Source organism: Actinopolymorpha sp. B17G11 (genome assembly GCF_040196095.1).
Taxonomy (GTDB): domain Bacteria; phylum Actinomycetota; class Actinomycetes; order Propionibacteriales; family Actinopolymorphaceae; genus Thermasporomyces.
This window is the reverse complement of record NZ_JBEFTW010000070.1, coordinates 1-13,265: the sequence shown is the minus strand read 5'-3', so window position 1 is coordinate 13,265 and position 13,265 is coordinate 1. Positions and strand designations below refer to the sequence as shown.

Sequence of the window (13,265 nt, the reverse complement as noted above, 5' to 3'; positions counted from 1 at the left end):
CCCCGCCCGCCATCCCGCCGCCCACCCAGCCCGCCAACCCGCCGGCGACCCGGCCATCGATCCCGCGGCTGATCCGGCTGGCGCCGGTGGCCGGCGCGACCGCCTCGTCGTCCTCGGACGCGGCGAAGTCGAGCAGGGTCACCTCCCGGCGTACGACCGGTCTCGGCGGTTCAGGCAGGCCGTGACAGGCCGCCCACACGGCGCCCGGGTCCCCCCGGTGACCGCCGTGGAGCACCCGGTGAACGGCCGCGAGGTCCCAGCATGTCGTCAGACGTACGCCGGACTCGAGCAGCGGCCTGGCGGTCGTGCGCGCGTCCCACCACACCCACCGCGGCCGCAGCCGCGCGGCGATCTCGCCCACCACCCGCGCGGGATCGCCGGCGATGCCCCACTGGGCGGAACCGTCGGGGGTCGCAGCGACGCCGACGCCCGTCCCCGGCGCCACGACGAGCGCCAGCGGTTCACCCGGGCCGACCCCGGCTGCGATGAGGGCGTCGACGAGCCGCGGGACGTCCACCACCTGACCGCCGAGGCTCGGTTGCCGCACCCGCCCATCCTCGCGCGACCCACCGACACCCCGTGGCGATTAGGCTCCTCCCTGACGACGCAGGCGTCAGGAGTGGGAGATCCTTCCGGTGCAGCCATTGCAGAGCGGCGACCCGCGGCAGCTCGGCGTGTACGCACTGCAGAGCCGGCTCGGCTCGGGCGCGATGGGCACGGTCTACCTCGGCATCTCCCCCGGCGGGCGTCCGGTCGCGGTCAAGATGGCGAGGGCCGAGCTCGCCGACGACCCGGACTTTCGGGAGCGGTTCCGCCGCGAGGTCGAGATGGCCCGCTCGGTCGGTGGCTTCTGGACCGCCGCCGTCGTCGACGCGGATCCCGACGCCGAGCGGCCCTGGCTCGCCACGGAATATGTCGCCGGGCCCAGCCTGCACCAGGCCGTCTCCGAGCACGGCGCGTTGCCCGAGTCCGCCGTACGCCGGCTCGCCGCGGGTCTCACCGAGGCCCTAGCGGCGATCCACGCGGCCGGCCTCATCCACCGCGACCTCAAGCCGTCCAACGTCCTGCTGGGCGGCGACGGGCCACGCGTCATCGACTTCGGCATCTCCCAGGCGCTCGAGTGCGCGAAGCTGACGGCCACCGGGACATTCCTCGGCACACCCGGGTTCCTCTCCCCCGAGCAGATCGCGGGCGATGCCGTGGGGCCGGCGAGCGACGTCTTCGCGCTGGGAGCGGTGCTGGTCTACGCCGCGACGGGACACGGGCCCTTCGGCGATGGGCAGACCTCCGCCCTCATGTACCGCGCGATGCACGCCGAACCCCAGATCGACGGCGTACCCGATGCGCTGCGCCAGCGGATCGCCGCGTGCCTGCGACGCGACCCGGCGCTGCGGCCGTCACCCGCCGCGTTGCTGAGCGAGCTGGGTGGGGCCGAGATCCCGCCGGCGACGGCGCCCGGATGGCTACCGCCGCCGGTCCAGACCCTGGTGGAGAAGTACGCCACACAGCTGCGGGACCATGCCGGACCGGCCGGGGCGATACCGTCCAGCGCCCTGGTCGTCGCTTCGGAGGTCCCGGGCACCGGGGCCGGTCCGACGGGCGCCGGTCCGACGGGCGCCGGTCCGACACGGACCAGGCCGTACACCCAGCTCTTCCAGCCCGGGAACGCCGTACAGCCGCAGCCACCGGCCGCCGCGCCCGCTTACAACGGCGCCGCCACCGGGGGCGTACGCTTCGGCAGCTCCCGCGGCACCGCGCTCGCCTGGGGAGGCGCAAGCGCCTTCCTGTCGCTGATCGCCGCCGACATCGCCCGGGATTCCAGCGATGCCCAGAAGCCTGTGGTCGCGCTCGTCGCGTTCATCGCGTTCGTCATGCTCCTCGTCACGGCCGCGCGGTTGCTCTACATCGCCGCGCGCCCGCAGCTCAGCCTGGAGGTCAGCACCGAAGGCCTCACCGTCGCCAAGGGCCGCGACCGGTGGCAGCTGCCGTGGTACGCGGTCGCCCGGACCCGGGTCGTCCAGCAGGGCTCGCGTCCGTGGCTCGCGGTGTGGCTGGCCCCTGGGTGGATGCCGCCGCGGGCGTTGGGCGGCAGCGCCATTCGCACGTACCACGGTGGAATCCGGCTCTTTCCCGTCGCCCACGAGCGCCGGAGGCGTCGGCGGGAACGTGAGGTCCGCGAACTCCGCGCGGCACTTGCCTGGCACGGTCCACAGGCGTTCGACCGCAGCCCCTGACCGCCGCGCACCGCCCAGCATCCGTCACCGGCGCGCGCTCAGGAGCGCAGCTGGAACGCCTCGAACTGGTCGAGCTCTGCTTCGATGCGCGCCTTGTGGGCGGCGGCCGTGCCGTTGCCGACCCAGGTCCACTGCTGGATGAGCAGCGTGCCCTTCTCGCGGTCGGTCTTGAGGTCGATGGCCGCGACGATCTCGTCGCCCACGAGCACCGGGAGCGCGAAGTAGCCGAAGACCCGCTTCTCCTTCGGTACGTACGCCTCGAAGATGTGCCGGTAGTCGAAGAAGAGCGCGAGCCGTTTGCGTTGGATGATCAGCGGGTCGAACGGCGACAGGACGTGCACGAGTTCCTCGGCAGGGGCGACGGTCGACTCGAGGGCGTGCGGCTCGGCCCAGTGCTCGACCTTGCCGGCACCGTCGAACGTCACCGGTACGAGTTCCTTCCGGCGCACGCGGGACTCGATCAGGGCACGCATGGCCGGCTTGGCCCTGGGCTCGTGGTAGCAGGCAGAGTCAAGGCTCACCAGGCCCTGCGCGCGCAGGGCGCGGTCGAGTTTGTAGGCGAGAATCTGCCGCTCGGTCGCCGGCCTGGGTGGCTTGTCCCAGCCGAAGTGCCGGCCGGTGAGTTCGTACGTCTTGACCATGCCGGTGCGTTCGCTGACCGTGACCACGCCGCGGCGGAACTGCTCCTCCAGCGCATGCTTCGACGGTTTACGGCTCGCCCAAAGCCAGTCCTTTTCCACCAGGACGTCATCGGTGATATCGCGGATGGTGAGGGCGCCGTCGTTGCGGATCAGGTTGTGGACCTTGCGCAGATCCTCGTCGGTGACCGTGCGGTTCCAGGGCATTCTCGGTGCCTGACGGTTGCGCTTCATCCCCGGCATGAAGAACCGGAAATCCTTCGACGGTACGTACGCGAGGGCGTGGGTCCAGTACTCGAAGACGGTCTTGTCGATGGTCTGCGCCTGATGGAGATGCGCGCGTCGATAGTCCGGGATCCGGGTCCAGAGAATGTGGTGGTGGCAGCGCTCGATGACGTTGATGGTGTCGATCTGCACGTAGCCCAGGTGCTCGACCGCGGAGTGCGTCGCTCCGGCCCCACCGCCGAACGGTGCGCGGGCGTCGAGCCGCTGGGCACGCAGCCAGATGCGCCTGGCGTCGGTCTTGGTGAGCGCCAACGGTGCGCGTCGGGGCGAGGTGGCCATGGCGCGTCAGGGTAACCGGAGCGCGCTCGGCGCAGAAGCCCTCCGACCTGCCGCCGATGGGCCCCGCCCCGGTCCCGCAACATCGGTACGGACCGTGAGAACGGTCCGCCAAACGACAGCGGCACCCCACATGCCTGTGGGGTGCCGCTGCCCTGCGTCGACTGAGCCCGATCAGCTAGCGATCGAAGTCACCGGCACGGATGCTCGAAACAAAAACGTTCCACTCGCGTGACGTGAACGCGAGCACGGGACCGCTGCGATCTTTTGAGTCACGAACACCCATCGCCGCTCTGTCGAGAACAGCGACCTCGACACAATTTCCGTTGGATGCGCTGTAGCTGCTTGTGCGCCACGTGGGCGCAGTGGACGTGGACTTCACGGACCTCACCTCGACTTCGCCTCCTGCGCTCTGACACGTCGGGCGAGCAGCGCCTTTGTCTCGCCAGGGTCCAGTGCCATTGCGCTCAAATGTCTATAGGCCAGGCTATACCGGTGCACTTCGTGCGGGTCAGCAAGATAGGTGTTTCTGGTCATCGTTTCTAGGTAAACCACGTCGGCTTCCCAGCTCTCCGGAAACTCGAGGATGGCGAATGCCCCGGTCAGACCCGGGTGAGCGCCCTTCACCGCGGGGAGTACCTGCAGATCGATGTTGGGGAGTTCGGCCAGGTCGAGCAGGTGTCTCATCTGGTCGACCATCACCTCCGGCGCCCCGACAGTGGTGTCGAGCACGGTCTCGGCGACGATCACCCACACGTGGAGCGGGTCCGTCTGCCTGGTCAACGCGCCCTGGCGCGCCATCCGGATCTCGAGCCGGCGGTCGATCTCGCCGGGTGAGAGCAGTCCCATCGAGTGGCCCTCCATGATCGCCCGGGCGTAGCTCTCGGTCTGCAACCGGCCGTACAGCACGCTGGTGTCGAACGCACGGACGCCGACGGCGAGTACCTCCATCTCCAGATACTCCGTGTAGTCGGCGGCGACGAACTGCTCGTAGGCCGCCCACTGTCGCCGGCCGGCAGTGGAGGCCCGCTCCATGAGCTGCTCGCGGCGTTCGGCGGCGACGCCGTAGTAGTCGAGAAGGACGCCGAGGTCCTTCAGGCTGACCCCGCTGACCGCGGTCTCGACCCGACCGAGTTTGGCGGTTTTCCATCCGATGGCCTCTGCGACCTGCGCAAGCGTGGTCTGCCGGGTCTCGCGGAGGAACCGGAGCTCAGCCGCGAGACGGCGTTCTCGCAGAGTGGGCTGTCGTCGGCGTGGCATGTGCGGTGTTACGCCTCCCCGCGGTCGAGCGGTCGCGGTCTGCAATCGATTGCGAGCTATTGTGCCCTGCCCGTCGGACACGACAACTTTTGACTCTGGGTGAGAATTCTTACCGCAATTGCTTGCCGGCTACACGATTTGAGTACTACGGTCGGTTTCGTCCCGCGAACAGTCTGTAGCGTCCCTGCCCCCGATTGCTCGGCACCTTGCGGGTCGACCGAACAACGGCAGGGTGACCCGACCTCGACGGGGAGGACTCGGAATGATCTGGGCTGAGCTGGAAGCAATCGCCGACCGACGTCTCGCGGAGCGACGATCGATCCAGGAACAATACGTCCGAAAGCTTTACGACCGTGTCATCACGGACGGTTACCGCGCGGAGGTCCTCGACCAGTCACGCGACGGCTGGCACGTCCGCGTCCAGTACCCGCCGTCGTCCGACGTGTGGATCACCGTGCGCTGCGTCGTCGCCGACGGTCGCGCCCGCTTCGAATGGTGCAGGTGGCTCCCGTGGACCTGCGCGGCCGACGACATCGACACCGCGGCGTCCTTCCTCCGCGATCTGCTCGGCGCCCCCGACCAGGCTTTCTGACCTACGCCGGTTCGACCTGCCGTACGCCCAGAAGCACCGCACGGCACCGCACGCGCCCGGGGGAGGGTGATCCGGCGAGGGCCACCGTGGCCTCACCCGAGTGAGTACACGGTGGCCCTCGTCGCTTTCTGCCTCGCACCACTGGACACGGCCGGCGCCTGACTCCTGACCTGTCCGATCAGCTTTCGGCGATCAGGCAGACGTACGGCTGCTGCCCGCCGCGTGGGCGGCAGCCGGCGGCCACGATCTTCCAGCTCTTCGCGCTCACCGCGAGGAAGACGGTGTCGCGGGCAAGCGCCACCTGGGCCTGGTCGCCGGCGAGACGGACCGTACGCACGTCGCCCGCCGCGGCGAGCTTCCCGGCGAGCACAGCCTTTGCGCACGGGAGCTGGCTGACACGTTCGAGCGCTCGCCTCGTCTGCGGTGCCAGCAGGTCACAGGCCGCAGTGCCCTGGCGGTGGTCGACCGCGGCGTGAAAGGCGCGCGCGACCGAGGCGGCCGCCTTCTCCTCATCGGCCGGCGCGCCACAGCCGGCCGCCGTGGCGAGCGCGGCGGCCACGGCGAACGACGCGATCGCGGCGGCGGCTGCTGCTGCTGCTGCTGCTGCGCGCCCGGCACTTGTCACTTTGTGACCTGATGCAATCACGCTCCGTGGCATACCCGCCGGGTCGCGTGCTATGCCTCAGAGCTGGGCGACCACGTTGCCGCCGTCGAGGAACTGCTCGAACGACCCCCACGGCTCGGTCCCGTCCTTGCTCATGATGACCTCGCCGGAGTACTGCGCGAGGTAGACCCGGCGCAGCCTGTCCGTCGTGTTCGGCCCGCTGCGGTGCAGGACCACACTGGAGAAGACGACGATGGACCCGGCCGGCGCGGTCATCGGCAGGCCGGGATCGGAGCCGAAGTAGCCCACCCGGTCGTTCACCCTGGGGTCCTCGATGTGCTTGACGTAGGAACGGATGCCCGAGCGGGAGTACGGCAGCAGGTAGACCGAGCCGTTCTCCTCCGTCACGTCGTCGAGCGCGATCCAGCAGGTGAGGTAGGGCTCGTGGTCCTCGTGGACGTAGCCCGAGTCCTGGTGCCAGGCGAAGGACGTGTCGGGGTCGGCGGCCTTGATGACGTACTGCTCCCAGAACAGGTAGGCGTTCTCCCCCAGCGTCGCCTGGCAGATCTGCGCCATCGTGTCGCTGAACAGGAACTGCCGCAGCTCCGGACGGTCCTGGTAGATCATGTTGCTGAAGTACCGCTTGCCGCGCGCGTTGATCCCGATCCGGTCGACACCTGCCTCGTCGAACGCGGCGTCGAGCTTGTCGACGGAGTACTGCGCGCCGCCGCGGAGCAGTTCCAGCTGCTCGTCGGTCAGGGCGCGCTCGAGGACGAAGTAGCCCTCGTTCTGGTACTGCTCACGCATCTCGTCGGTGACCAGGCCGGTGCGTCGGGCGTCGGTCGCGGTCATGGGCTCCTCCATGGCGGGGTCGTCTCGGTGCTACGACGCTAAGCCGCGAAGGCGACCTACTGGAATGGTCGAGCCCGACCGGGGCATGTACGTTCTGGCGTGTGGATCTCCGGGACCCCCGCGCCAGGATCGCCGTCTCCGACGCGCCGCAGACGAGGCTCGGGCAGCTGGTGCTCGCCGGCGAGGTGGTCGACGACGAACCGGTGATGCCGGCGGGGCTGCGCGTCATGCCGGCGTACGTCCTGTCGGTCATCCTCGCCGGGCAGGGGCGCTACCGCGACGCCGACGGGCGCGACGAGCCGATCACCGCGGGCGCGCACACCCTGGTGGGTCCTGGCGATCCCCACTGGTACGGAACGGCGCCCGGCGAGCGCTGGACCGAGCTGTTCGTCGTTTTCAGCGGACCGCTGTTCGACACCCTCGCCGAGACCGGGGCACTCGCGACGACCGGGCCGCGGTATCCACGACCCGCACCGTCGATGGCTGCCCTGCGTACGGTCCTGCGGGCCACTCCGCGCTCGCACCGGGCGGCCGAGCACCAGTTGCTCGCCCTGGCCGACTGGCTCCTCGACACCGCCGATCCGGTCGGCGCCACCGGGCCGAGCGCGGCCATCGCCGCGGCGGTCGACCGACTCGCCGACGACCTCACCGCGCGGGTCGACATGCGCACGGTCGCGGCGGAGACCGGCCTGTCCTACGACACGTTCCGCCGGCGGTTCACCGCGGAGGTCGGCCAGCCGCCGCTGGCGTTCCGCAACTCCCGGCGGCTCCAGGTCGCGGCGACGCTGCTTCGCTTGACCGACATGACGCTCCGGGAGATCGCGCGGACGCTGGGGTTCACCGACGAGTTCCACCTGTCGCGGCGGTTCCGCGCACACTTCGGCATGCCGCCCAGCGCCTACCGCCGTCCGTAGCCGCTGGCACGGCGTCCGGTGCGAATGACCACGCTGGGAAGGGTCCCCTCCCCTGCGAATGACCACGCCGAGCATGGCGATCCCCTGCGAATGACCACGCTGAGCATGCCTGTGAGCGCAGGACAGGCGTCGATGCCCGTTCCTGGGGCTACAGGCATGCTCAGCGTGGTCATTTGCAGCAGCGCGGCCCGGCGCCGCAGGGCGGAGGACCAGGGCGGACGGCGGCTACCGCCGGCCGACGCCTTCCCGACCGGGGCCCGTTCCCGGGCCTGCCTGACGATAGGCCGCACCCGGGCCCACGTGCCCAGACGCGGCGCCCGCCATGGCTGCCGGATGCGTTCCCAAGGGCAGAGCGGCGGTCGCCGTTCCCCGCACGACCGGCAGGCTCATCAGCAGGCCGAGGGCGACCCACGTGAAAGCGCTCCCACCGAGGAACCCGTCCACCCCGCCGGCATCGAACCGCCAGAGGAAGACGAGGCTGCTGCAGAGGACGAGGTACGCCGCCGCGGCCGCGGCCAGCAGCCGGCGGCGTCGCGCCACCACGGGCTCGCGCAGTCCCGCGTCCACGGTCAGCACCAGCCCGGGGATCAGCCAGACAAGATGGTGGACCCAGCTGATCGGGCTCACCAGGCATGCCACCGCACCGGTCAACGCGAAGCCAGTCAGGACGTCGGACCGGTCGAGGGAGCGCCGGACGTGGTACGCCCACAGCGCCAGCGCCGCGGCCACCAGCACCAGCCAGACCAGCGTGCTCGGCGGTCTCGACGGGTCCAGCCGCGCGAGCGCCCCCAGGATCGACTGGTTCGAGATATACGCCAACGAGCCGACCCGCTCGGTCTGCCACAACGTCGCCGTCCAGTACGTCCACGACGTCCCCGGCGCGATCACGGCCGCGAGCAACGTCGCGCCGGCGGCCGTCCCCGTGGCGATCGCCGCAACACGCCGGCGGCCGGTCAGCACGAGGTAGATGACGAAGATCGCCGGGGTCAGCTTCAGTGCGGCGGCGAGACCGATGCCCACCCCTGCGTACCGACCAAAGCGACGGAACCGGGTCGTCCCCGCGAGCAGCCGGGCGTCGGCGAACACCAGCACCATGAGGACGAGGTTGACCTGGCCGAAGCTGAACGTGTCGTACACCGGTTCGAGCAGCGCGAGCAGGCAGGCCGCCGCGATGACGGCGAACCAGGGCGTCCATCGCCGTCGGCGGGCGATCGGGGTCACGAACCAGTACGCCAGCAGGGCAAGGCAGCCTAGGTTCGCCAGCACGCTTCCCGCGATCACGACGGGCCAGCTCACCACCGCCATGGGCGCCATGGCCAGCGCGGCGAACGGCGGATAGGTGAAGCCGTACGACGTCTCCGGCAACAGGTAGTCGTACAACGCGCCGCCGTCGGACCAGAAGCGCACCGCGCCGAAGTAGATGCTGAGATCGAAGAATCCCCGCCAGTACTGCACGCCCGCGAGGAACCCCACGGTCACCGTGACCATGGCGATCGCGAGCGCCGGCCGGGCTCTCATCGCGGGTACGCCTGGTAGGCCCGCACCGCCTGAGCGGGCCGGTACGCCGCGGTCCCCGCCGCCTGCGGAAGCGGCTCGGCCTGGTGGAGCGGCCAGTCCTCCCGGTCGGCGAGGGCACTGGCGATGAGCAACGCCCCGATGGCCATCGCGACACCGAGCACCGCGTGTCCGATGTCGGAGTACTCAGGTGCGAAGCCGTTGGGCAGCACGACCATCGCGAGCACGCCACAGCTCGCCGCGATGGCCCACAACAGTCGAGGCGACAGCGAAGTGACGGCGAGCAGGACGACGGCCCACAGCAGGTACCACGGCCGCAGCGCCGGACCGAGCAACACGATCGCGCCCAGCGCGAGCCCGAGCGCGCGGACGGGCCCCAGCCGTTCGCGCTGCCACCAGCAGGCGACAGCCGCGACGACCGCGACACACAGGCCGACCCACCGCCACAGCTCCAGCACGTCGGCGGCCACGCCGACGCCGACCAGGTCGAGGAAGCGTGCGGTGATCCTGGCGAGGGCGCTGGTGATCGACCAGTTGCTCGGTGACGCGGGCGTGCCGAGCGCGTGCACCCAACCGAACCCGGTGCCTGCTGCCGCGGTCAGTACGACGGTCGCGCCGGCGGCGACCGCGGCGGTGCCCAGGCCGGCGTGCACCTCCCGCCACCGGACTGTCGCCCGGGCCGCCGAGGGCGAGGCATCGCGGGCGGCCGAGTGGGCAGTCGCCCGGGTCGCCGAGTGGGCAGTCGCCCGGGTCGCCGCGTGCGCGGCCCAGAGCGGTATGACGAAGAGCAACCCCACCACCGCCGGCACCTTCACCAGGGCCGCCATGGCGATCAGCGTGACGCCGACGACCCGGCGTCCGGTCGTCACGAGCGCGAGCCCGGCGACGAGCAGGGCGAGCATCACCGCGTCGTTGTGGGCGCCGGCCACCAGGTGCGTGAGTACGAGCGGGTTGAGGACACCGAGCCACAGGGCCTTTTTGGGCGAGGCGCCGCACCGGCGCGCCAACCAGGGCAGGCAGACCGCGAGTCCGGCGACGCCGAGCAACGCGACCGCGCGCATGGCGAAGACGCCCAGCACGGTGTTGGTGCCGACGACGTGCGCGATCGCGGTGGCGTAGAGGACGAACACCGGACCGTACGGTGCCGGCGTGTCCTGCCAGATCGCCGGCACCTCCGCCGCGAGAGGCCCTCCGAGGGTGGCTGGACCGTGGCTGTAGATGTCGATTCCCGCACGCACCATCGCGCCCTGGGCGAGATAGCTGTAGACGTCGCGGCTGAACAGTGGCGGGCAGAGGACCAGCGGCGCCGACCAGGACACCAGCGTGACGAGCAACGCGTGCCTCGTCACTCCGGCCTCGGGGTTCGTGAGAAGTCGCCCCAACCGCCACCAGGCCACGACCAGCAGCGTCAGTCCGAGATAGACGCAGACGACGGCGGGATCGACGTGGTCGCCGATGAGGCGGGTACGCAGGGCCACCAGCTGCGGTCCACCGACCGGGAGCGATCCCGCGAACGAACCGCCCGCGGCGACAGCGAGAGCGCCGATCGTCCCGAGTGCGCGAATCTGGACAAGGGACAGGCGCGGTGCGGCGATCAGCACCCCGGCACCCTGCCACTGGCGTGTTGCGCGCAGTCGACGTGGCCCTGTCGGGACGGTGTCCCGCCCGCCGGCCCGGGAGCAGCCCGCCGTCGACCCGCTCGCATAGGTCCTGTCCGCACGGGCCGACGATAGCGTTCGGTGTACCGCGAGTCACATACGCACGGAGTGTCCCGCGCAGGTTGTGCGGATGACGCGGCGTACGCCGCCGAGCGATGTCACCCCGCGTAGCGGCGGAGGAATTCGGTGACCGCGGCGAGGTAGGGCTCGCGGCGGTCTCTGCGGATGTTGTGACCGGCGCCCTCGATGTGCACCGAGGCGAACTCCCCCGCCGCCGCGTTCGCACACTCGGCGGCCACCTCGGCCGAGATGAGCGACCCACGATCGGTGTCGCCGTACAGCAGGAGAACAGGGCAGCTCACCTTCGGCAGCACGCCCGGGAGGTAGGCCATCGGCTCGGACGGCAGGTCGAACACGTGCATGTCGAAGCGTTCCTTCGACAGCGCCCATGGCTCGTGCTCGTCGTCGGGCCAGTCCGGGTTGCCGGCCCGGTTCGTCGCGATCCTCTCGGGAAGGTCGCGGTCGCGCGCGGCGACAAGCCAGTCCGGTGTGAGCCGGCGCGGCGGCGTGCCCTCGGACGGCTGGCGTTGACCCGGCGGCGGGTCCTCCAGGATGACGGCGGCCACCAGGTCCGGCCGGCTCTCCGCGAACGCGGCGGCCGTCACCGCGCCCATCGAGTGGCCGGCGACGATCGCGCCGCCGGATCGTACGCCTCCCTCCGCCGCCAAAGCGTCGAGGACCTGGGCGACGTCGCGGGCGTGGGCGGTCCGGCCGAACGTCTCCTCGGGGAGCCCGGACGAACCGTGCCCGCGGGCGTCGATCGCGAGCGCCTCCCACGGCCCCTGCAGGGCGCCGACCAGCGGCCCCCAGCAGTCCGCCGAGTCCGAGAATCCGTGGAGGAGCACAAGGTCGACGAGGGGCGCCGTCCGCGCCCAGGCGAGGTGACCGGTCGCGCCGCGTTCGGTGAACGGGCTCCGGTCGCTCGCCTCAGATGTGTGGCCCATGTCCGCCGACGTTACGGATCGGGCGCGTACCTCGCTAGCCCGAAGAGGTCGAACAGCCGCTCCTGGTCGGCGTCGCGTTCGGCCAGGATCCTTCTGGTGCGCGGCCGACCGCCCGTCGACCGGTAGCGCAGCTCGGTCTCCTCGATGCCGGAGAGCCGGTCGAACAGCTCCCGTACCGACAGGTCGAGACCCTCGCGCTGCGCCGACTGCCGCATCAGGTGGGTGACCGTCGTCGCCAGGATCCGGACGTAGGAATGGACCGCGATCCGGTGATCGTCCCATCGCCAGCCGGTCGACGGCGAGCCGATGACCGGCCCGCCCCAGTGCCGCAGGGTGCCCTCGATGCGGTAGCGGGCGCGGTACGCGGTGAGGACGTCGGCGACGGACCAGTCGTCGTGGTCGGTGACGAGCAGCTGGCGACCGAAAACCTCCTGCGCCAGCCGCGCCCTGGCGGACTCGTCGACAGACCAGCGCAGCCGCAGGTCGGCTGGCTCGGTCCCGGTGAGGGTCGTCGACAGCACCCGGTCGACCCACCGGAATCTGGTGATGCGCGCGATCTCAGCCAGGACCCGTTCCCGCGGCAGGCGTTGGGTCCCCTGGCGCAGGGCGGCCGCGAGCTCGTCGAGGCGGCGGGTCGCGCTGGCAAGGTCCTGGGCGAGGCCGCGGGCCTGCGCGTCGTGCAGGAGGCGGGAGTGCAGAGCGACCGCGCGGCGGTCGACGCCGGCGACGCGGATGCGGGTGTCATAGGCCGTCACGCCCGGGAAGCGGGCAGGGTCGACGGCGCGGCGTCTGCTGGCGGGGACGGCGAGCAGCTCGGGGTGGTCGCCGGGCGGGAGGGAGGCGACGACGTGCAGCCCGGCGAAGCTGCCGGCGCCGGGCTGGCTGCTTTGACCGGCGTCGACGACCACGGTGATGCCGTCCTTGCCGGTGGGCGCATCGCCCCTGTCCCTGCTGTCGTCGCTGCCCTGGTCGCCCCAGTCGTCCGGGCGCTGGGCGGTAAGCGAGCGGTGCCGGTCCGCGAGCCGCCTGACCAGGGCGGTGAACGTGTCGCCAGGCGAGTCCCGCCGGCTGTCCTCGCGGTGCCAGTAGACGTCCGACACGAGCGGGACGGCGCCGTCGAGGGTGACGACCACGCCGAGCCCGGCGAGCCGATCTCCTGAGTCGCCGCCGTTCCCACGACCGCGGTCGCCCGTGGTCGACGTGCGTGCGTACGTCGCGAACGCAGGGACGTCGACCGCCAGCACCGGCACCCTCGGGTCGTCGGAGGCCTGCCTGCTCAGAGGCGGGCCGACCTCCGAGAGCGCGTGCACGAGGCGGGGAAACAGCGCCGCCTCGAGCTGCTCGAGATGGGACTCGGTGATCCGGCTCATCGCCCGCCAGAACCTGCGCCGGTCCAGCAGGTCGGGATCGATTCGCGGCCGAACGAAACGTGC

Annotated in this window: 12 protein-coding genes and 1 pseudogene; 3 read left to right on the top strand and 10 right to left on the bottom strand. The window is 71.1% G+C overall.

The window, feature by feature from the left end; genetic code table 11:
• Positions 1 to 547, bottom strand: a pseudogene (locus ABN028_RS34355) (hypothetical protein); the annotation flags it as partial.
• A gap of 88 nt (positions 548 to 635) precedes the next feature.
• Here ABN028_RS34355 and ABN028_RS34350 point away from each other — a divergent pair.
• Entirely contained in the window at positions 636 to 2,234 is a 1,599-nt protein-coding gene (locus tag ABN028_RS34350) for a serine/threonine-protein kinase (protein WP_349699528.1), read from the top strand.
• A 38-nt stretch (positions 2,235 to 2,272) separates the two neighbouring features.
• Here ABN028_RS34350 and ABN028_RS34345 read toward each other — a convergent pair whose 3' ends face one another.
• The 3 genes from ABN028_RS34345 to ABN028_RS34335 all read right to left on the bottom strand — a co-directional run bounded on the left by ABN028_RS34345 (position 2,273) and on the right by ABN028_RS34335 (position 4,693).
• Positions 2,273 to 3,436, bottom strand: a complete 1,164-nt coding sequence (locus ABN028_RS34345) for a winged helix-turn-helix domain-containing protein (RefSeq protein ID WP_349699527.1) — start codon at positions 3,434 to 3,436, stop codon at positions 2,273 to 2,275.
• A 175-nt stretch (positions 3,437 to 3,611) separates the two neighbouring features.
• Positions 3,612 to 3,815: a DUF397 domain-containing protein gene (locus tag ABN028_RS34340; protein WP_349693026.1), complete on the bottom strand. Its 204-nt coding sequence runs from the start codon at positions 3,813 to 3,815 to the stop codon at positions 3,612 to 3,614.
• Positions 3,816 to 3,820: 5 nt separating this feature from the next.
• Positions 3,821 to 4,693 (bottom strand): helix-turn-helix domain-containing protein, encoded by an 873-nt coding sequence (locus ABN028_RS34335; protein WP_349325826.1) that lies wholly within the window; start codon positions 4,691 to 4,693, stop codon positions 3,821 to 3,823.
• A 262-nt stretch (positions 4,694 to 4,955) separates the two neighbouring features.
• On the opposite strand from ABN028_RS34335, the gene ABN028_RS34330 reads away from it, so the two are divergent.
• Positions 4,956 to 5,285, top strand: a complete 330-nt coding sequence (locus tag ABN028_RS34330) for a hypothetical protein (protein ID WP_349325827.1) — start codon at positions 4,956 to 4,958, stop codon at positions 5,283 to 5,285.
• A gap of 178 nt (positions 5,286 to 5,463) precedes the next feature.
• Here ABN028_RS34330 and ABN028_RS34325 read toward each other — a convergent pair whose 3' ends face one another.
• Entirely contained in the window at positions 5,464 to 5,910 is a 447-nt protein-coding gene (locus ABN028_RS34325; RefSeq protein WP_349699526.1) for a hypothetical protein, read from the bottom strand.
• 57 nt (positions 5,911 to 5,967) lie between these two features.
• A complete protein-coding gene (locus ABN028_RS34320) occupies positions 5,968 to 6,741 on the bottom strand; it encodes a phytanoyl-CoA dioxygenase family protein (RefSeq protein ID WP_349325829.1) in 774 nt (257 codons plus the stop codon).
• Positions 6,742 to 6,842: 101 nt separating this feature from the next.
• Here ABN028_RS34320 and ABN028_RS34315 point away from each other — a divergent pair, with 101 nt between their 5' ends.
• On the top strand, positions 6,843 to 7,655 hold the full coding sequence (locus ABN028_RS34315) for a helix-turn-helix transcriptional regulator (RefSeq protein ID WP_349699525.1): 813 nt from the start codon (positions 6,843 to 6,845) through the stop codon (positions 7,653 to 7,655).
• Positions 7,656 to 7,880: 225 nt separating this feature from the next.
• On the opposite strand, the gene ABN028_RS34310 is transcribed toward ABN028_RS34315, so the two are convergent.
• The 4 genes from ABN028_RS34310 to ABN028_RS34295 form a co-directional block, all read right to left on the bottom strand.
• On the bottom strand, positions 7,881 to 9,173 hold the full coding sequence (locus ABN028_RS34310) for a glycosyltransferase 87 family protein (RefSeq protein ID WP_349699524.1): 1,293 nt from the start codon (positions 9,171 to 9,173) through the stop codon (positions 7,881 to 7,883).
• Complete coding sequence (gene mptB / locus ABN028_RS34305; RefSeq protein WP_349699523.1) at positions 9,170 to 10,771, bottom strand: polyprenol phosphomannose-dependent alpha 1,6 mannosyltransferase MptB; 1,602 nt, start codon at positions 10,769 to 10,771, stop codon at positions 9,170 to 9,172. The genes ABN028_RS34310 and mptB overlap by 4 nt, the downstream gene beginning before the upstream one ends.
• Before the next feature lie 215 nt (positions 10,772 to 10,986).
• The gene (locus ABN028_RS34300; protein ID WP_349325833.1) at positions 10,987 to 11,832 is read right to left on the bottom strand and encodes an alpha/beta fold hydrolase; all 846 of its coding nucleotides are present in this window, start codon (positions 11,830 to 11,832) and stop codon (positions 10,987 to 10,989) included.
• An 11-nt stretch (positions 11,833 to 11,843) separates the two neighbouring features.
• Positions 11,844 to 13,265: IS1634 family transposase (locus tag ABN028_RS34295; RefSeq protein WP_349699522.1), on the bottom strand; the 1,422-nt coding region annotated here is incomplete at its 5' end.

What these genes read in the sequence shown, in the direction of transcription:
- ABN028_RS34345 (WP_349699527.1), bottom strand. Translation starts at nt 3,436, where the DNA reads ATGGCCACCTCGCCCCGACGCGCACCGTTGGCGCTCACCAAGACCGAC.
- ABN028_RS34335 (WP_349325826.1), bottom strand. Translation starts at nt 4,693, where the DNA reads ATGCCACGCCGACGACAGCCCACTCTGCGAGAACGCCGTCTCGCGGCT.
- ABN028_RS34330 (WP_349325827.1), top strand. Translation starts at nt 4,956, where the DNA reads ATGATCTGGGCTGAGCTGGAAGCAATCGCCGACCGACGTCTCGCGGAG.
- ABN028_RS34320 (WP_349325829.1), bottom strand. Translation starts at nt 6,741, where the DNA reads ATGACCGCGACCGACGCCCGACGCACCGGCCTGGTCACCGACGAGATG.
- ABN028_RS34310 (WP_349699524.1), bottom strand. Translation starts at nt 9,173, where the DNA reads ATGAGAGCCCGGCCGGCGCTCGCGATCGCCATGGTCACGGTGACCGTG.
- ABN028_RS34300 (WP_349325833.1), bottom strand. Translation starts at nt 11,832, where the DNA reads ATGGGCCACACATCTGAGGCGAGCGACCGGAGCCCGTTCACCGAACGC.